The 19571-nt window shown below is 43.0% G+C and carries 19 protein-coding genes; 11 read left to right on the top strand and 8 right to left on the bottom strand.

Features of this window, described 5'->3' with window-relative positions:
- The first annotated feature begins 2 nt into the window (after positions 1 to 2).
- The 4 genes from potA to C9I89_RS06880 all read left to right on the top strand — a co-directional run bounded on the left by potA (position 3) and on the right by C9I89_RS06880 (position 3890).
- Positions 3 to 1121 carry a spermidine/putrescine ABC transporter ATP-binding protein PotA gene (gene potA, locus C9I89_RS06895; RefSeq protein ID WP_107282608.1) on the top strand — a complete coding sequence of 373 codons (1119 nt, stop codon included), beginning with the start codon at positions 3 to 5 and terminating at the stop codon, positions 1119 to 1121.
- Positions 1105 to 1962: a spermidine/putrescine ABC transporter permease PotB gene (gene potB, locus C9I89_RS06890; protein WP_107282607.1), complete on the top strand. Its 858-nt coding sequence runs from the start codon at positions 1105 to 1107 to the stop codon at positions 1960 to 1962. The genes potA and potB overlap by 17 nt, the downstream gene beginning before the upstream one ends.
- Positions 1962 to 2732 (top strand): spermidine/putrescine ABC transporter permease PotC, encoded by a 771-nt coding sequence (gene potC, locus C9I89_RS06885; RefSeq protein ID WP_107282606.1) that lies wholly within the window; start codon positions 1962 to 1964, stop codon positions 2730 to 2732. Before potB ends, potC begins: the two co-directional genes overlap by 1 nt.
- A 126-nt stretch (positions 2733 to 2858) precedes the next feature.
- A complete protein-coding gene (locus C9I89_RS06880) occupies positions 2859 to 3890 on the top strand; it encodes an extracellular solute-binding protein (RefSeq protein ID WP_107282605.1) in 1032 nt (343 codons plus the stop codon).
- Positions 3891 to 4120: 230 nt separating this feature from the next.
- Here C9I89_RS06880 and C9I89_RS06875 read toward each other — a convergent pair whose 3' ends face one another.
- Positions 4121 to 5695: an N-acyl-D-amino-acid deacylase family protein gene (locus C9I89_RS06875; protein ID WP_107282604.1), complete on the bottom strand. Its 1575-nt coding sequence runs from the start codon at positions 5693 to 5695 to the stop codon at positions 4121 to 4123.
- Positions 5696 to 6080: 385 nt separating this feature from the next.
- On the opposite strand from C9I89_RS06875, the gene C9I89_RS06870 reads away from it, so the two are divergent.
- The gene (locus C9I89_RS06870; RefSeq protein WP_107282603.1) at positions 6081 to 7124 is read left to right on the top strand and encodes an extracellular solute-binding protein; all 1044 of its coding nucleotides are present in this window, start codon (positions 6081 to 6083) and stop codon (positions 7122 to 7124) included.
- Positions 7125 to 7182: 58 nt separating this feature from the next.
- On the opposite strand, the gene cobB is transcribed toward C9I89_RS06870, so the two are convergent.
- A complete protein-coding gene (gene cobB, locus C9I89_RS06865) occupies positions 7183 to 7923 on the bottom strand; it encodes a Sir2 family NAD+-dependent deacetylase (protein ID WP_107282602.1) in 741 nt (246 codons plus the stop codon).
- A gap of 556 nt (positions 7924 to 8479) precedes the next feature.
- Here cobB and fdhD point away from each other — a divergent pair.
- The 5 genes from fdhD (at position 8480) to pbpG (ending at position 13926) form a co-directional block, all read left to right on the top strand.
- Complete coding sequence (gene fdhD / locus C9I89_RS06860) at positions 8480 to 9334, top strand: formate dehydrogenase accessory sulfurtransferase FdhD (RefSeq protein ID WP_107282601.1); 855 nt, start codon at positions 8480 to 8482, stop codon at positions 9332 to 9334.
- Positions 9335 to 9920: 586 nt separating this feature from the next.
- On the top strand, positions 9921 to 10424 hold the full coding sequence (locus tag C9I89_RS06855) for a DUF2505 domain-containing protein (protein WP_107282600.1): 504 nt from the start codon (positions 9921 to 9923) through the stop codon (positions 10422 to 10424).
- 132 nt (positions 10425 to 10556) lie between these two features.
- A complete protein-coding gene (locus tag C9I89_RS06850) occupies positions 10557 to 11189 on the top strand; it encodes a TetR/AcrR family transcriptional regulator (RefSeq protein ID WP_107282599.1) in 633 nt (210 codons plus the stop codon).
- A 574-nt stretch (positions 11190 to 11763) separates the two neighbouring features.
- On the top strand, positions 11764 to 12729 hold the full coding sequence (locus tag C9I89_RS06845) for a hypothetical protein (RefSeq protein WP_107282598.1): 966 nt from the start codon (positions 11764 to 11766) through the stop codon (positions 12727 to 12729).
- Positions 12730 to 13029: 300 nt separating this feature from the next.
- Positions 13030 to 13926, top strand: coding sequence for a D-alanyl-D-alanine endopeptidase (pbpG, locus tag C9I89_RS06840; RefSeq protein ID WP_107282597.1), 897 nt, complete (start codon positions 13030 to 13032; stop codon positions 13924 to 13926).
- Positions 13927 to 13961: 35 nt separating this feature from the next.
- Here pbpG and C9I89_RS06835 read toward each other — a convergent pair whose 3' ends face one another.
- The 5 genes from C9I89_RS06835 to C9I89_RS06815 form a co-directional block, all read right to left on the bottom strand.
- Positions 13962 to 14906 carry an alpha/beta hydrolase gene (locus C9I89_RS06835; protein ID WP_107282596.1) on the bottom strand — a complete coding sequence of 315 codons (945 nt, stop codon included), beginning with the start codon at positions 14904 to 14906 and terminating at the stop codon, positions 13962 to 13964.
- A 329-nt stretch (positions 14907 to 15235) separates the two neighbouring features.
- Positions 15236 to 15595 carry a phasin-related domain-containing protein gene (locus C9I89_RS06830; RefSeq protein ID WP_107282595.1) on the bottom strand — a complete coding sequence of 120 codons (360 nt, stop codon included), beginning with the start codon at positions 15593 to 15595 and terminating at the stop codon, positions 15236 to 15238.
- 165 nt (positions 15596 to 15760) lie between these two features.
- The gene (locus tag C9I89_RS06825) at positions 15761 to 16369 is read right to left on the bottom strand and encodes a phasin-related domain-containing protein (protein WP_107282594.1); all 609 of its coding nucleotides are present in this window, start codon (positions 16367 to 16369) and stop codon (positions 15761 to 15763) included.
- Between the two features lie 267 nt (positions 16370 to 16636).
- Positions 16637 to 16915 carry a polyhydroxyalkanoic acid system family protein gene (locus C9I89_RS06820; protein WP_245905421.1) on the bottom strand — a complete coding sequence of 93 codons (279 nt, stop codon included), beginning with the start codon at positions 16913 to 16915 and terminating at the stop codon, positions 16637 to 16639.
- A 122-nt stretch (positions 16916 to 17037) separates the two neighbouring features.
- Complete coding sequence (locus tag C9I89_RS06815; protein ID WP_107282592.1) at positions 17038 to 17580, bottom strand: lecithin retinol acyltransferase family protein; 543 nt, start codon at positions 17578 to 17580, stop codon at positions 17038 to 17040.
- Positions 17581 to 17814: 234 nt separating this feature from the next.
- On the opposite strand from C9I89_RS06815, the gene C9I89_RS06810 reads away from it, so the two are divergent.
- Complete coding sequence (locus tag C9I89_RS06810) at positions 17815 to 19032, top strand: transglycosylase SLT domain-containing protein (protein ID WP_107282591.1); 1218 nt, start codon at positions 17815 to 17817, stop codon at positions 19030 to 19032.
- Positions 19033 to 19074: 42 nt separating this feature from the next.
- On the opposite strand, the gene C9I89_RS06805 is transcribed toward C9I89_RS06810, so the two are convergent.
- Positions 19075 to 19407, bottom strand: a complete 333-nt coding sequence (locus C9I89_RS06805) for a hypothetical protein (protein ID WP_107282590.1) — start codon at positions 19405 to 19407, stop codon at positions 19075 to 19077.
- Positions 19408 to 19571 lie beyond the last annotated feature (164 nt).

Below are 19571 nucleotides of genomic sequence, written 5' to 3'. Positions count from 1 at the left end.
AATTGAACGTCGCAAAAACATCTAAGAAACCAGTCATTGAACTTAAAGGTTTAAGCAAAAGCTTCGACGGTAAGCAAATCATTTCTGGTCTGGACCTGAATGTGAATGATGGTGAGTTTCTCACGATCTTAGGTCCTTCTGGCTGTGGAAAAACCACAGTACTTCGCCTTATTGCTGGTTTTGAAAACGCTGATGCTGGTCAGGTTATTATTGCCAACAAGGATGTTACTGAGCTCCCCGCCGAACAGCGCCATGTGAATACGGTATTCCAGAGTTATGCTCTGTTTCCACATATGACCGTGTTTGAGAATGTTGCGTTTGGTTTGCGCATGCAAAAAGTAAGCGAGAGTGATATTGAACCTCGAGTTATGGAAGCATTGCGTATGGTGCAACTTGAAAAGTTTGCCCCTCGAAAACCTCATCAATTGTCCGGTGGTCAGCAACAACGTGTTGCGATCGCGCGTGCCGTTGTGAACAAGCCAAAAGTATTATTGCTGGATGAATCCCTTTCCGCATTGGATTACAAACTCCGCAAACAAATGCAAATTGAGCTTAAACAGCTTCAGCGTAAATTAGGTATCACGTTCATTTTCGTAACCCACGATCAGGAAGAAGCCTTATCAATGTCCGACCGCATTATTGTTATGCGTGACGGCAATATTGAACAAGACGGTTCACCTCGTGAGATTTATGAAGAACCAACCAATCTATTCGTTGCTCGCTTTATCGGTGAGATCAATGTCTTTGACGCCATTGTAACGTCTCGTCTTGATGAAAAACGCATCATGGCTGATGTTGAGGGCCGTGCGGCGCAAGTACATTGTGATCTTGATGTCACTGCGGGCGATAATATTAAAGTATTGTTGCGTCCAGAAGATATTCGCCTTGAAGAGATCAACTATGGCGAACAAGCTGTTGGTATCATCGGCTATGTCCGTGATCGCACCTATAAGGGTATGACATTAGATTCAGTGGTAGAACTGGAATCCGGCATGTCAGTAATGGTAAGCGAATTCTTCAACGAAGATGATCCTGATGTCGACCACTCTCTCGATCAGAAGGTTGCAGTTACCTGGGTAGAAAGCTGGGAAGTGGTATTGGCTAATGAACAAGAAGCTTAATCTCCAAAACATCATCATAACGGTTATCGTAAGTTGGTTGGTACTGTTTGTATTTATGCCAAACTTGATGATCATCGGAACCAGCTTCCTGACCCGAGATGATGCAAACCTTATCGAAATGACCTTTACCTTTGATAACTACATAAGGCTGTTTGATCCGTTATACGCCAAGGTCATGTTGCACTCTTTCTATATGGCGGTCGTCGCAACAATACTGTGCCTGCTGATTGGTTATCCGTTTGCTTATGCCATTGCGAAAATGCCCGAGAAATGGCGACCATTCATGCTTTTTTTGGTGATCGTACCATTCTGGACCAACTCATTGATCCGTACCTATGGTTTGAAAATCATGCTGGGTACCCGCGGGATCTTTAATAATACCCTGCTCTATCTGGATATTATTGATAAACCGATACGCATTATGTACACCGAATATGCGGTAATGATTGGTCTTGTTTATATCCTGTTACCATTTATGGTACTCCCGCTCTATTCGGCGATAGAGAAACTCGACAATACCTATATCGAAGCGGCACGCGATCTGGGCGCGAATAAATTTCAATCCTTCATTAAAGTGATTTTCCCGTTAACCATGCCAGGTATTATTGCAGGCTGTTTGCTGGTACTGCTTCCTGCATTGGGGATGTTCTATGTCTCTGATCTGTTGGGTGGTGCGAAGAATCTGCTCATTGGTAATGTCATTAAGAGTCAGGTATTGAATGCCCGTGACTGGCCTTTTGGTTCTGCAACCAGTATCGCCTTAACCGTAGCTATGGCTGTCATGCTGTATGCCTATTACCGCGCTGGAAAATTACTCAACCGTAAAGTGGAGCTGGAATAATGGGACGCGCATTTAAGTTCAGTTTTATGACTTTGGTGTATGCCTTCCTATATACACCGATTATTATTTTGATCGTGAACTCCTTCAATGCCAGCAAATTTGGTATGAAATGGGGGGGATTTACCACCAAATGGTATGAGCAGCTAGTTAATAACGATAGTTTAATGCAAGCGGCGTGGCACTCTATCAATATTGCCGTTTTCTCGGCTACCGTTGCTGCAATTATCGGCAGCCTAACAGCCGTTGCCTTATTCCGTTACCAGTTCCGTGGTAAGACATTCGTAAACGGCATGCTGTTCGTGGTAATGATGTCACCTGACATTGTGATGGCGATTTCGCTGCTGGCACTGTTTTTATTGCTGGGAGCAGAGTTAGGTTTTTTAACCCTGTTACTGTCCCACATTACCTTCTGCCTGCCGTTTGTGGTCGTCACCGTCTATAGCCGGCTCAAAGGGTTTGATGTGAAGATGCTGGAAGCGGCTCGCGATCTGGGTGCCAGTGAATGGATCATTCTCAAGCAAATTATTTTGCCCTTAGCAAAACCCGCGGTAGCCGCAGGTTGGTTATTGAGTTTTACCCTGTCACTGGATGATGTCATTGTCAGTTCATTTGTAACGGGTCCGACTTACGAAATTCTGCCATTGAAAATTTACTCAATGGTAAAAGTTGGCATTTCTCCGGAAGTGAACGCCCTGGCGACCATCATGTTGGTGGTCTCTCTGGTACTCGTGATCTGCTCGCAATTACTGGCCAGAGAGAAGATAAAATAATCTTCGTTCTTCGGAGATCTAATCTCACGATCTAAATTTGGCCTAAGCCAAATAAATGCAAGTGGCTATTCTGATTAGTCACTTGTTTTTTTAACACCCTAATGGGGTTTTGGAGTTGATACAATAATGAAAAAAAGGTCCGCTTTTCTGACCGGTGCAGCATGTGCAGCCGCTATATTTACAAATACAGTGAGTGCCGCTGACAAGGAATTAGTCTTTATGAACTGGGGGCCGTATATTTCTACGGAACTACGAGAGCAGTTTACTAAAGAAACTGGTATTAAAGTGATTTATTCAACTTACGAGTCGAACGAGACTATGTATGCTAAGTTGAAAACACACCCCGAAGGCTATGATCTAGTCGTGCCATCGACTTACTTTGTTGCGAAAATGCGTGATGAAGGCATGTTACAGAAAATCGATAAATCTAAACTGACTAACTTTAAAGAGCTGGATAAGAATTATCTCGACAAGCCTTTTGATCCTAGCAATGACTACTCTATCCCTCATGTGATTGCGATGACCGGTCTGGCGGTAAATACGGATATGTATGATCCCGCAGATTTCGACAGCTGGGCTGACTTGTGGAATCCTGAACTTAAAGGCCAACTTATGCTAATGGACGACACGCGAGAAGTCTTCCATATTGCATTACGTAAGCTTGGTTATTCAGGTAACACCACCGATCCTAAACAGATTGACGAAGCCTACAAAGAACTAAAAAAACTAATGCCGAACGTCTTAGTATTTAACTCTGATAACCCAGCCGCCCCGTATCTAGCGGGCGAAGTGGGTTTAGGTATGCTTTGGAATGGTTCTGCGGCTGCAGCGCAAAAAGAAGGCCTGCCAATAAAGCTGATTTGGCCTAAAGAAGGGGGGATTTTCTGGGTCGACAGCCTTGCTATTGCTAAAAATGCGAAGAACGTTGATGCTGCACACAAAATGATCGATTTCTTGCTTCGCCCAGATGTAGCCGCAAAGATTTCAGAAGATACCGGTTACCTAACGGCGGTAAAAGCGTCTAACGCAAAATACAAAGATGATCCTACCCTTTTCCCACCACAAGAAGATCTTGATCGTGGTGAATGGCAAGATGCTGTGGGTAAAATGAATATCCGTTACGAAAATTACTTCCTAGAGCTTAAGGCCGGCCAGTAATTTTAATTTCATAGATCAAATGATCCCACTAAGGTAACCACGTTGTTTTTTGAAACCAGTTGTTAGTTAACTCTTTTCTTTAAGCTAGCTTGTTGGTTGCCTTTTTTATTGGCGTAGGTACAACATAAATTGGCCACAATCAGGTTTTTCTTTGTTATGACAATATTGTAGGTAAATGCAGGCACCATCTTTAATCTTTCAAGCCGGTAACACTCTACTGCACTAACCTGTTATGCCTGTAGCAATTCGCCAGAACACGTTTCCAAATACTGCTCCTCCGCCACTTTAAGGCAGCCGTTGACCCATAAACTCTGTAATCCGGTTGAACACTGTTGCGGCTGTTCAATGGTCGCGTGATCACAGAAATCGGAGCCAAACATGGCAATATCGGCATAGTAGCCCGGTGCTATTTTTCCGCGCTTGTCGAGTGAAAATGTCTCTGCACTCAAGGCCGTCATTTTATGAACTGCCTGCTCAAGAGACAGCAACTGGCGCTGTCCGACAAAGTCGTGGATTATTCGTGGAAAAGTACCACTGACCCTCGGATGAAGTCTGCCTCCTAATATCGTATCAGTACCGACCATTCCCCGTGGGTGCTGAAAAATCTGCTCAACTAACGCCTCATCCATAAAATAGTCGATCATCCGGACATTACCCCGATCTCTGACAAGAAGATCAAGGACAAAGTCAACCGGATGCTGCCCGGTCTGTTGTGCGCAGTCGGCAATACTCCGCCCCAACCACTGTTGAGATGCCTGGGTTTCAACTTCACAAACCAGAATATTCCCCCACCCTAATAATGCAGGCAGATTATCCCACGGCTCACCGGCCTGAGGTAAAATCCGCTCTGCAAACCAATCACGAACTTGCTTTCTTACTGCCGGTGTCTGCAGTGCACTCATTAAGGCATCAGGCGCGTACTGGCGAATAAGCGTTGGTGGTAATACAGAAAACAGTGTTGTACTACCATAATGATACGGATACTGGTCAAACGTTAGCTCATGTTGTTCGATGAGTGTCAGTAACTTATCCAATTTACCGGCATTACGACGACCAATCAGTTTCAGGTGAGAAATATGAAGCTGGCATCCTGCTTGATGCGACAATGCGATCATCTCTTGTAAAGCTTCCAGGATCTCGTCACTTTCACTGCGCATATGTACAACCAGCGGCTTGTGATGTTTGGCGGCAATCTGAGCGACAGTAAGTAACTCATTGCGATCACTAAATAGCGCAGGATGATAGATCAAACCCAAACTAATACCACGGGCACCGGCAGCCAGCGATTCATCAGCCAACAGAGCCAGTTGCCGGAGTTGTCTCTTATCCATCGGCATACTGCTGTTACCACAAATCTGATAGCGTAATAAACCATGTGGCAGAAAGGGGGACAGATTGACTTCCATCCCCTGTTGCTTAAGGGCATCACCGAAGCTAGGAAGATCATCCCAGGTCCAGTCAACAGGGGGATTGCCGATGATCAACCGTTCCCTCAGTTCTGGCTGGAGAATTTCAGGCACAGGAGTAACACCAAGGCCGCAAAGACCGATGAGTTCAGTGGTTATTCCTTGCAGCACTTTGGGTCTGAACCCTTGCGGCAGGAAGGCCGCCAGATCGGTATGGCTGTGGACATCAATAAAACCCGGAGTAACAAATGCGCCATCAGCCTCAATAATGAGATCAACGTCTGCCGTAATTACAGGTGCGACATCTGCGATCACCTGGCCGTCAATTAACACATCACCGTAAAACCCGGCATGCCCTCTGCCATCAATTACGGTGGCATTCTTTATCAACTGGCGCATCGTTTTTTCTCCGTAATAAATTGCAGGCCATGTTGGCGCGAAAGTACAACCTGAGGTTCAATGCAATAAAGAGAACCATTATGTATGACAAATCCAGCAATTGAAATAACCTACTGATTTTTATCCCAACTTTATTTCTATCCCCAAAAGGAACAAAGCACACCGTCCGCATCAGAATCCGCATATCATCTACTGTGATCGTACTATTCTTCTGCTATAATCCCCGAGCAATAACCGGAAATAATTCATCAGGTTATTGAGCTAGTATTTTATTTCGAACAATTAGGAGAAGCGGTTTAGTACTGGTAATTTCGTCCGGTACATTCGCTAGAGATAATTCTCAGCCTTTCGATCAAAACATCCTGTTAAGTTAGGAGCAATAACAATGAATAAATGGTCTTCTTTAGTGGCCGGCGGCGTATGTGCTGCAGCAATGTTCACCAACGTGGCAATGGCCGCAGATAATGAACTCTATTTCTATAACTGGTCTGAATATATTCCTTCAGAAGTACTGGAACAGTTCACGAAAGAAACGGGCATTAAAGTTATCTATTCGACTTATGAGTCGAATGAAACCATGTACGCCAAACTGAAAACACATGGCGAAGGTTATGACCTGATCGTTCCATCCACTTATTACGTATCGAAGATGCGTAATGAGGGTATGTTACAAAAAATTGATCACTCAAAGCTCTCTTATTTCAAGGAGCTTGATCCTAACTACCTGAACAAACCTTTTGATCCAAATAACGATTACTCAATTCCTTATATCTGGGGTGCTACTGGTATTGGTGTGAATACCGATATGATGGATAAAACCCAGATCAACAGCTGGGCTGACTTCTGGGATCCTAAATGGGAAGGCCAGTTGATGATGATGGATGATTCCCGTGAGTTCTTCCACATCGCACTACGCAAGCTGGGTTATTCAGCTAACACCCAAAACCCGGAAGAAATCAAAGCTGCCTATGAAGAGCTGAAGAAACTAATGCCAAATGTATTGGTATTCAACTCTGACTACCCTGCTAACCCGTATATGGCGGGAGAAGTTTCTCTGGGCATGCTTTGGAATGGCTCAGCGTACACCGCGCGTCAGGAAGGTGCCCAAGTCGATATCGTATGGCCAAAAGAAGGTGCCATATTCTGGATGGACAGTCTGGCAATTCCAGCGAAAGCGAAGAATACAGAAGCCGCCCACAAAATGATCGACTTCCTGCTTCGTCCGGAAAATGCAGCAAAAGTAGCCGTAGACATTGGTTATCCGACACCAGTCGCCGGAGCAAAAAAACTGCTACCTGCAGACTTTGTAAATGATAAGAATGTTTATCCGTCGCAAGAAGTATTAGATGCTGGTGAATGGCAAGACAGTGTAGGCACCGCAAACACCATTTATGAAGAGTACTTCCAGAAGCTGAAAGCGGGTCAGTAATAACGGTTTGATCGTTATAAAAAAGAGGCTCCAAGTGGAGCCTCTTTTTATTAACCCTTTAACCTCGGTTAGATCGCGCTGAACCTGATATTCCTAAAATCTCATCGATAAACTCAGGTACCAATTTCGATGCCGGGCCGTAACGCTTTTCAGCAAACTCGCTCTCTACTTCGCTCGGTTCTAAGTTTAACTCAATAGTGTGTGCACCATGCATCGCCGCTTCATGAACAAAACCGGCGGCAGGGTATACGGCACCGGATGTACCGATAGAGATAAACAGATCCGCTTCCAGTAACGCTTCATGAATACGCCCCATACCAATTGGCATTTCACCAAACCAGACTACATTTGGGCGTAGCGGAGCGGGCATTTGGCAACAGTGGCAATGGTCATCTACCGTGATATCTCCCCCCCACTCTACGCTTTGACCCGTTTGGCTACACTGTGCCTTCAGCAACTCTCCATGCATGTGAATAACGTTTTGGCTTCCCGCCATTTCATGCAGGTTATCGATATTCTGGGTAACGATAGTCACTTTTCCATCGAACTCTTTGGCGAGCTTTGCCAGAGCAAGATGCGCAGCATTCGGGGAGACAGTACCACTTTTGAGTTGCTGGCGACGTTGGTTATAGAAATTCTGCACCAGAGCAGGATCACGATGATAGCCTTCAGGCGTTGCGACATCTTGAATATGATGGCTTTCCCATAATCCGTCCTGATCACGGAACGTTCGAATGCCTGATTCCGCAGAGATACCCGCACCAGTTAAAACAACAATATTTCGGTAAGGAAAAAGCATGCGTACTGTCCTCATGTGATCATTATTCTCTATTTATACCATTGTTATTCCATGGTTTTAAGCCATTAGATATAAGACAATAGTCTTATATCTACGTTAAAAACCAATCGACATAATAGCATATTCTATATGCCATCCCCCCTTTCAGCGGATCTGTCTAGCGGAATCTTCTGCTTACTGAAACGGTTTATTGAAACGATGTTTTATATGTATTTATGGATTTGGTGTTATTTTCAACCATATCAGTAAAGTTATAGTGCGTCAGATGTAAAAAGGTAACACATCGCAATCTAATTCTGTTTATTATGCTGACTTATCCGTTTTTTCTATGGTGTTATTCTTCCAATAACATAGAATTTCACGCCTCAGTTAAAAACAGGATTGAGTCGGTTTCTTTAACAATCCATTGTTCATTAAACACTCTTTAGACTGGCCCATTGAAATTGATAATGTAGCCGTCGTAAGAAACTCATCTAATTGGATGCTGTTTTGAATCCAGCATCCTACTAGATGTAATACTTGAATTGATATTATTAATACCAGCAGGAAATCTCTGATGTCCAAATTGCCCAAAATAATAAAAACGAAATCTGCTGTAAATCAGACAATGACAGTTGATGTCATGGATGAATATGGCGACATAATGTCCAAAGAGATCGCCTGTGAGCACCCTTTAACCGTTTATCTGAACTGGATTGAAGTGGTAACTCTGATGACTTTAGGTGAGCGCCCTGCTGCTCTTGTCTTAGGTTATTTAAAAAACCAGGGATTTATCGAAGATATTGACGCGATTGAATCGGTTATTATCGACTGGGATACCAATTCTGCAGCGGTCATTACAAAAGAAAACACCGCCGGGATGGAAAAGAAACTGGGTAAGAAAACTGTAACCTCGGGATGTGGCCAAGGCACCATGTTCGGTAACGTCATGAAAAAGCTAGAAGGCGTGACGCTGCCCCAACCCACAATTCCCCAATCTAAGCTCTATGGTTTATTGGAATCATTAACCCATCATAACGAAACCTACAAAGCAGCAGGTGCCGTACATGGTTGTGCAGTATGTAAAGACACCAATATTCTGTCGTTTGTCGAAGATGTCGGCCGTCATAACGCTGTCGATACGCTGGCCGGCGAAATGTGGCTGAGTAGCGAAACCGGTACCGACAAAATTTTTTATACCACGGGACGTCTAACCTCAGAAATGGTGATTAAAGTCGCGCAAATGGGTATTCCTGTTTTAGTGTCTCGTTCTGGTGCCACCCAAATGGGCTACGACCTGGCGCAACAACTCGGCATTACTATGATTGCCCGCGCTAAAGGGCATCGCTTCCAAGTCTATAGCGGTATAGAAAATCTGGTGCTGGATGTTAAGGGTATGGCATCTGAACACACACTAAAAGGAAACGCCTGATCCTACCTTTCCAGAACTTATGAATACCAAGCAGATTGCCGAGTAAGCACTTGAAGAGTGGCTTAATGCTCATGCGCTTAGCTGTTGCGGTAAACAAGTCTGGAGTGCCAACTAACGCGTTTCTATCCTTGGCCTGCGCGCAGGCCTTTTGTATGCCAGCTTTATAGCTCAAACCTATATTGATAGCAAAATGAATAAATAATTTTTACTTCCTTTCCGATAAAAGCAATCATTCTAGATAATGAAAATTAAACCGCCCAACCAATGCAATCATCTATAGCTTCCCCCTTTGCCTAAAGCTCGGCACCGGCAGCTTCATATCTTGCAAGCATAACCGGCCTTTTTGTGAGCAATTACCCTAAACAGTAAAATTCCAGCTGGGAATATTGATCCACTCCTAATTTTTATCAATACGACTTTGAGCTTTTGTGCTACCAGGTGCACACTGTAGGGGTGTCGTCCGACCAGTATTATGGGTACAGCTAAGAGCAGTGTCTAACCACATTTTGTCGGTAGAAACTATATTATTAATAATAAAATTGCACTACCAAGTCTCATTCGCGCAATACACATGTAAGGATACATTATGCAAGTTTCTGTAATTCATGATTACCTAGAAGATCTCGATACCATTTTGCGTTTCTTTAGTGAAGAAGAACTCATCACTGAGAAATACCTGAGCCTTGGTGCAAAAAGTGTGCGTATAAACAGGCTTGAAGAAACAGACGATGGCTTCCTTGTTGAAACTCAGCGTGATATGCCGGCGAATGTACCAGGGATGCTAAAAAGCATTCTAGGTAGCGATAACACCATCAAACAAAGTGAAAAATGGTGCTGGCAAGAAGACGGGAATCTTCTGTGTGAGATGAAAGTAGATATTATCGGCGTTCCCGCAACGATCAGTGGCCAGATGGTATTCAGTGAACCGGCCAGCGGCCCTGCCACTCAGAACAAAGTGGCTGTCACCATTAGTTCATCGCTACCATTTATTGGCAGCGCCCTGGTGTCGTTTATTAGCGATGATATCAGGCAGCAAATGCAGGCGGAATACGATTTCTTACGTGAAGCCTTACCGCAGCTAGCTGAATAAAATAGAGAGCATCTGTCTCGTCTTAATTGAACAGATTAAACAGATCAGCTCCTTTGCTACTAGCGTACAGTTTGCAACATAAGAGCAAAAACAGAACTTTTTTTCACAGCAACAGTCAGACAAGGAAGGATAATGAAAACCCGTGATCGGATTCTGTCAGTCAGTCTAGACCTTTTTAACCGCGATGGGATCGCGCAAACCAGTACACTGATCATTGCCTCAGAGATGGGTATCAGCCCCGGAAACCTGTATTACCATTTCCGAGGCAAAGACGAGATTATTACAACTTTGATTACCGAGCTGCAAAACTCGTTAACCACTATAAGTAATAATTACCCTAACCAGGTTAAAGATTTCGATGACTACTGGCCTTTTATGCACACGGTAATGGCATTGTTTACCCATTATCGCTTTCTGTTCAGAAATCTTGATAATTTGAACGGCCATAACCCGCAAATTAAGCGAAAGATTCGTACACTGATCTTAAAGCTGCGCCAGCTGAGCAATGACATGCTTGCTCAGCTAATCACTTTAGGGAAACTAAAGTGTGATAACAACAGCCTGCCATTGTTAGCCGATAACCTACTACTGGTTAGCCTTAACTGGCTTAATTATCAGACATTGCTAGATGATAAATACAGCGAAAGCGAATTGATTCGTTCTGGTGTATTACGCCTGATCTCAATGGTAGAACCTTACCTGACAGAGTCAGCGGAATCAGACTTCTATACTCACCAGGATTTACTCAACGAACTTGTGAATTAACCTCATCGTGAGTTGCATTTGATAACGCCGTGATAATCTCACGGCGTTATTTATATAAAGGCCATTGATACAAAATAATTAAACTAACGTTAACATAAGCAAAACTGTTATTAGAAAACATCCCCAGAAAATCCATTGACCAACTAACACATCGTTCAAATCTTAACCGCAAAACCAGAGGTAAGCTTTCTCTAAATATTACCCCCATAGGCGTAACGCCATTTATTTGACTTGGTAACGCCTATATTTTGACCGCTATTTACTTTACCTCGGATTAATTAGAAACGATATGAAACAATGCTCACTTTAGGTTTGAGATATATCTAGAAACTTGATAAATGTATAATTTTTCCTAATAACAACTACAAAAATAATGACTTCCTGTCTAAATCATTATTTAATACGCCTATAAGAAAATCTAATGTTGTACAAGGAATGCAAGTTCAGCTTATTCATATTCAACAAGCAATGATAGTCCTAAGCCACGTCATGCTCGTTAAACACGCTGAATTGTTGTTAGCTAGCCTCGCGGCTGGATTAAAAAAATCTATTTTCAAAGGTTAACCATTAGTCAATGCTTAAAAAAGCCATTTTCCTGCTATCGATAAGTGCTGCTTTCTGTGCTCAAGGGGCTTCATTACTAACTGAAAGCGAACTAGAGCAGATAAAGCAAGTTAAAGAACAGTACAACAATACGACTGAGTTGAAGGAACTCACTGAGGTCAACAGCAGTATCTTCACTTATACAAACCAAACTGCGCAGTTGGAATCTGCCATTATTCGTGGGAAAAAGACCTACCATGAATTCCAACTGAAAATGAGTGAAGAAATGCTTTCAGGGACAGAAGAAAGCACGAATTACTATTTTGACTCGATGAAAAAGGTGTCAAAAGAGATTAAGTCTGATCAAGAGAAGATTAAGACTAACACTGCTCTTATTGCCCAGAATAAAAAGAAAATCGACAAGCTTAATGATGCGATCCGTGAGTCAAATAAAATCTACAACGAGAAGCTCACTTCTCTCAAAGAGAATGCGGTATCTCGAATCAAGAAAGAGTTTGCCAGCCCCATTCCGATTAAGTTAAACGGCAAGCTTAAGTGCTCTCCTTATCAGTCTATTCGTGAGTGCTTTGAAAATAAGCAGACCAACAGCAAATTAGTCAATGACGCCATTGCGTCCCGTTTTGGTCAGATCAACATCAAGAGCAATGTTAACAAGTTCAATGTCGATTCTGCTCAGATGGACTACGATGGGAATGTCACTTACAACGTTTCATTCAACTTGTTTGTTCAGTACAACGAAGATATCAATGTCCAGATCATCAAGGAAATTGGTGTGGAGTCGTTCGATGTTAAGTTAGTCAGTAATCAAGCAGCAAGCTTCTACGTTAATGGCCTCCCCGTCGGTGAAGGCGTAAATGTGATGGTTAAAATTCCTAAAGGCCAGCATTCGATTCTCGCGAAATACAATGGCCAACAAGAGTCTACAGTACAAAATATCACCGATGCGGTCAGCCTGACTTACAATTTTGAAAGCTAACCGTTTTGAACGCTGATTAAAGCAGCAAGTTAGAAACCGGGAAATTTGATCCCGGTGCAAAAAAACAGATCGCTTACCGATAGAGACATGAGAAAGCCAACTAACTCCTTAGTTGGCTTTTTTATTGTATTCCATTGAGTTATCGATATTTTATATTTAATTACTGTTGCTTTACAGCACGTTCACTCGCATTGGAGTAGAAGAAAAGCAAACAATAGCCTTTGATTTTTTGTTATCTTTACACCCAAGGTTACTTGGGTATATACCGATTGATTTAACACTACATTGCAAGGATCCATTGTGGGCAGAGCGCTACTTTTCCATTTATTCTTATTCAGTGTCAGTTTTACCGCCACTGCAAAGATCAACTCGGCCAGACTGGATCCGGAAAATATCCAAACTGCGTCAGTCAGTACCTATGTCACTGACATACAATCTGGCAAAACCCTCTTTAAGAAAAACGCCGATGTGGTGATGCCAATAGCCTCGCTCACCAAGCTCATGACCGCCATGGTGGTGCTAGATGCAAAATTACCTCTGAAAGAAAAAATCACATTCACGGCGTTAGATAAAGAACGGATGTATAACGGCTACTCTCGTATCCGAATGGCGTCGCAACTCAGCCGCGGTGAAACTATTCACATTGCGCTGATGTCATCGGAAAATCTGGCGGCAGCGGCACTCGCCGGAAATTACCCTGGCGGTTACGATGCCTTCATTGAAGCAATGAACAATAAAGCAAAATCACTCGGCATGGCAGATACAACCTTTGTTGATAGTTCAGGTCTTAGCCCGGAAAATGTCTCAACCGCTGACAACTTAGCAAAAATGGTTCATGCCGCTTATCAGTACCCGGAAATTCGCAAATACAGCACCACAGCCGTTCATACCGCTTACTTCAAAAAACCAAAATACAAACTGGGTTATACCAATACCAATCTATTAGCGCGTGGCAAAAAATGGGCGGTAGAGCTGAGTAAAACCGGTTACCTGGATGTTGCCGGGCACTGTTTGGCTATGATCACTAAAATCGAAGGCAAGAAGATATTAATGGTCATGCTTGATACTCAGGGGAAGTTGACGCCTGTAGGTGATGCAGGACGCATCAAGAAATGGTTGCAAACGGGTAACAGCGGTGACATTTCGGATTCTGCCATTCAATACCAGAAAACAAAGCTAACTGAACTGACAGACTAAGCCAGCTTGAGTGCTATCAATGAAGCCAGCCTAATTTAGCTGGCTTTTTTTTTGCTGGGTGTGGTGGGTTTAATCGCTTTAAATCGTTCAACAACGAATGACGCCATTAGTTTGATTGCTTCTTGTGCTTCACTCAGCTGATAAAACAGCGGATAAACATGAGGTACACCTTTCACCACGTTAATAGACACATCCCCTTCTGCTTCTGCAATCTTTTCCGCTAAGCGAATAGAATCATCCATTAAGACTTCCTCCGTCCCAGCAGTAATAAAAATCGGTGGTAGATCATGCAGTGCCGCATAGTAAGGAGAAACATCGGGATCGCAAGGGTTATGATTGCCTATATAGTTATTACGCATCAGCAGCAAGCTGCTCAAGTCAAAGAAAGGGTCATCTTTGCTCTTAGTAAATGCAGACTCTCCTGTCACTGCCATGTCTGTCACTGGTGACAATAATATTGCTCCAGCAGGCATCGGTAAATTGGCGTTTCGCGCACGTACTAAAGTGGTTAGCGCTAAATTGCCACCAGCAGAATCCCCAGCAAAAAAAATCTGATGGGGTAAATAGCCTTTGATCAACAATGTCCGATACACCGCATAACATTCGTCAGCAGCCGCTGGATAGGGTCTTTCCGGAGCCAGACTATAGTTCACCATTAAGCCTCGTGACTTTGTGGCATTGGCAAGCCTGGCAAGGAAGGCATTATGGATGTTAGGGCTGTGAAAACAAAATCCACCACCGTGGAAATACAGAACAATTTTATTGCCGCTGCTGTTTGGCATATCAACCCAGTCACAGCCTACATTAGCGAACTTGGTCGAGGTCACAACCATATTTTGCGGCATACTAATGAGTGCACCGTAACTATCAATGCTAGAAATCAACTCACGCATTTCTATTGTTGAGTTACAACGGGCAAGGCGTTGACGCATGACACGGGATAAGAGTTTATTAAAGGCTCTATTACGCCAGCTATCCATAACTCCCACCTTGTTAACATAAAAAGTTAATAACCGAGCTAATTACTAATTAAGGTTTAGATAACCCGTTTAGTCAATGTATGGCAGTAAAAATTCTATTTACTCACAACGCATTCACTACTGTTATGCTGTCAATATTCTCTTGCCAAGACGTATTGGGTGCCGATTTCAACGACTCGCTTTGACTTAACCAACCCAATGGAAAAAAGGCGCGCGTGCATGGCCCACGCGCGACCTAAAAAGACATATCCCCTGAAGGTGTGGTTATATGCCTTCAGGATTACATTATCATCTGGCTGGCTTGATGACACATAACCCTGCCTTGGCAGCTATTCTACTTCTGCCAATTTTTCGACGGCTAGTGTCAGCTTGTCGATTTTCTCATCCATACGCTCTAGTTTTTCACGGTCAACACCACTTAGGCGGTAGAAGAGATCATTCATGCCAGCTTCTACTTCATCAGAAGCCTTCTCGGCATTTTGACCAATGCACTCTTTCGCTTGGGTTTCCACTTCTTTCCCGCGTTCTACAAGCTCATCGAACGCAGTAGACGTTTTCTCATTTAACTGCTGAGCTTCTTCAAGTGTACGGCTATAAAGGCCTAGACCTGCTAACCAAATATTGCGCGCAACACCTTCACCACTTTCAACGACATTCTTAGCCGCTTTCACTACTGTTTTGTCGATCATAATATTATCCCCCTGCGCTTAAGCGCTGGTCTGTGTATGAGACTATCGCTATTTTGTTCACCAGATGCCTGCTCATTGATTGTTGGTAGACTTCCTGCGAACTCAGCATACTTTAAATTCACTTTCGCTGTTTTTGTCACCACCTGACAGGTCAACGCCTGATGTTTATGCTTTTTCCGGTGCAGGTTTAACTTCCGTCTTTTCCGCTATAGGCTTAACTACAGGCTTAGCTACGGCTTCGTGCTTTACCGGCTCCGCCACTATTGGCTTCTCAGAAATAATTTCTTTTTTGACAACAGTCTCTGCTACTTTCGCAGGCTTACGACGCGCAACACCTGGTTTCTTACCGCGTGCTACAGGGGCTTTTGCTGTCGCTGATTTTCCAACTGCTTTTGCTGGCTTACCTTCTTGTTGACGCACTAACAGCGCTTCAATGTTGGCTGTTAATTGATCAATTTTGTCATCCACACGATTCAAACGCTCATTATCGATACCGATAAATTTCTGCACCATCTGGTGGACGCGTTCTTCAATCGCAATGGATGTTTGATTACGTGCAGTATGCACACGTTCTTTGGTTTTTGATTCAACCGCATGTCCGCGCTCTACCAGTTCATCAAACAAGCTTTTACCTTTATCCGATAACTGATTCACTTCATCCGCACTTTTCGCATAAGCGCCCAGTCCGGCTAACCAAATGTTGTAGACCATGGCATCACGGACAAGTTTTTTTTCTTTGCCTGATTCATCCGCAGTCTGTTTAAAGATGCCCATTATTGCGCCCTCCTAATTTCTATTCCATCTGTTGTCAGCCAGTGGTGTTTGTCTGACTGCTTATACATAGAATAAGAATTTCAATTAGAATGTTCTTACTAAAAGAGCGATTTTACGTGGGCGGGATCAAATATTTGAAGGTTTGAAGCGGGAGGGTGTAGCGGTATACCTCTGGGGGCGAGAAGCTAGCATCGAGTAATGAGTATCGAGAAGCGAGAATCTAGTAACTAGGTTCTCGTTACTCGGCCCTCGTTACCAAGACCTAAATTAATTAGATATTAGCAGTTGATCCAGACGTTCCGTGATATGGTTTTCAATCGTAGATGCAAAAAAACTCGCAGCAAACCCCAATTTAAGCTGAATAACAATCTTGCCTTCCTGTGAATGTAAAAATCCACGTGCCGATGCATGGTGAATGACCAGTTTACCTTCCTGCCAAGACCAGTTTATACCATATTCCTGAGCTAACTCTTCGGCAATTGTCTCTGACATTTCTACGATATCATCCAGATGAAAATCATGTTCGCGTTCAATGAAAATAGTCACAATGGATTCCATTCAATTAATGCAACTAGTGCAATTACTCTACTCGTATTATAAACATACCTGACAGAGATATCTTTTTCTGTGCCACGGATCGAATACAAGACGATCAACATATAAATAAATTAGTTAGTCACAGGGGGGCTGCTTCGTCGGACAAGCAGACGAGCAACCCTTGTAAATAATATAGCGCTTCCCACTGCAAGTTGGGCACCTATTATCGCACGACGATACGGTTTTTTTTCAGAAGGTGCGGTCAAGCCTCCGCACAACAGCCCTATTCCCGCCAACTTTATCAAGCGCTCTTGTGCCCTCAATACCAAATAACCACCAAGCATTAAGACGATAAAACGCTGTAATTGAGTACACTCTACGGGTAAACCATGAGATTCACGGACAAATTGTTCGCAATTTTGATTAAATAAATTATACGGCATCCCTAAGTATTTTTGACCGTTGATATAGGCCTGCTCAGGATCCTGCCCGACAATAGAGCTGACAACAATTTCCTTCCCGTCAGAGAACGCTTCCAGCGTATCAAACTGAACTCTGCGTCGTTTTTTCGAATTATGGATCACACTACCTTGTCCGTCCGACATGCCATAGTGCCAGTATGTGCTACAACGAATTTTTAAAACCGTTCCAACTGGATAAAGAACATCTGACATTTCCTACCTCTTACTTTTAGATCTTGTCGATTTAGCTTATTAAGCATAACCAAAGATCGACATTTCATCGGTGAAATTTTTTTCACACTCAATATACCCAAGCCAATAGATAGATTGATTTATAAGCAGGATAAATTTTACCTGCTATAAATTTAACTACAGGTGAAATTTGGAAATCAATATTGCGCAACGATATGAATAACTTAAAATCATTGGTAGTTAAAAAGAATCAATATGCATTATAATTTTTTATTGTTCAGTACAATTTTGCTTTCAGGCTGTCAGAGTGCACATCTTCTGGAAAACGCTACAAACAGCAACCATCAATCGAACAATAGTTCGGTGATTGATTTGACTCCAGAAACCATCAATCAACCCAGTCATATTGACCACCAGCGACACAGTGGTACTTATATTGCCGCAGAACGGCCACAGCAAAGGTTACAACAACCTATTCCCGATGTTTCAGAGAAAATCGAACCTGACTTGTGGGATATCTTAGGCCGTTCCTTTTCATTGCCGGTTCCCGACAATAAACGCATCCGACACTCTCGTCACTGGTTTGTGAATAATCCTTACCACATCAGAACGGTAACCCGACGGGCCGAACCTTTCTTGTATCTCATGTATGACAAGGTACAACAGCGCGACATGCCCATTGAAGTTGCTCTGTTACCTTTCATCGAAAGTGCTTTCGATCAGTTTGCCTATTCACCTCGAGCCGCTGCCGGTCTTTGGCAGATCACCGCGCCTACAGGAAAAGCATTCGGCCTGGAATATTGGAAAGGTTACGACGGACGCCGTGATGTTCTGGCATCAACTGACGCTGCATTAGATTTGCTGGAATACCTTCATGAAAGGTTTAACGGTAATTGGCTTCATGCCATTGCCGCTTATAATACAGGTGGAGCGCGGGTCCGAAATGCGATCAAAAAGAATCAATCTGAAGGGAAATCAACTGATTTCTGGGCATTAGAATTGCCGAAAGAAACGCGATTATATGTTCCTAAATTGTTAGCCATGGCCGACATTATTAAACATCACAACAAATATAATCTGGACTTCGCAACTATCAAGCCCGCACCAGTGCTGTCTAAGGTGATTGTAAATACCCGCGTTCAATTAGAGGTTATAGCCAGCCATGCAAATATATCAAGCAAAGCGCTGTATGCACTCAATCCTGGTTACACGGCTGGCTATACTCTGGAAAAGCGAGATAATCTCATTCTTCTGCCTAAAGACAAAATAGAAGCTTTTTACAAAAATGAAGGGAGTCATGGTTATATAAAATACAAATTCACGATTCACAACATTCAACCGGGCGAATCATTGAGCGAACTTGCTCAAATCAACAACACAACCGTCTCGCATATAAAGCAGGTCAACAAGCTGTCAGATTCAATTATTATCGCAGGACAGCAACTCCTGATCCCTTTGTTTTATCCAGAGTGACACATCAAAGCACACAAAACGTTCTATTTCTCAAGAAGTCGCTCATTTTTTTTCGATAGATGAAAAATCCAAACTTTTAATCGGTTCGACATTCTGTTGAACAGACAGCACTGGGGCAAACGCAGCATAGACGGAACTTTCCAGGTGATTTAAAAATTTCAAATCCGATTCATTATGGGAGAGCGACAGTCCAATCAGGATACCTGCCATCATGGAGGCTGGTGCAATTAAACTTCTGACTGAAATTAAACAGCAAATTGATAAGACCGAGACAATGGTTGCCAAGTAGATATTACCTCTCAGCTCCGTATAAAAAGCTACATATAAGGCCACTCCTTGTAACAAAATCCCTGTAATAAGAAATATTAGCTTCATAACTTAAGCCTTATTATTGGTATTTAACCCAAGTATAGGCATAAAAAAACTTAGCACGGCGCTCGGTTACAGTTTGACTAAGATAAGAAGCCAGAATTGTAAAATACGAGATTTTGTTCCATGTCACTTATCAAAATCAAAACTATTTCATACCATCACAACAA

It is taken from the genome of Photobacterium lipolyticum, from assembly GCF_003026475.1.
GTDB lineage: Bacteria > Pseudomonadota > Gammaproteobacteria > Enterobacterales > Vibrionaceae > Photobacterium > Photobacterium lipolyticum.
This window is presented reverse-complemented; position numbering and strand designations above follow the sequence as displayed.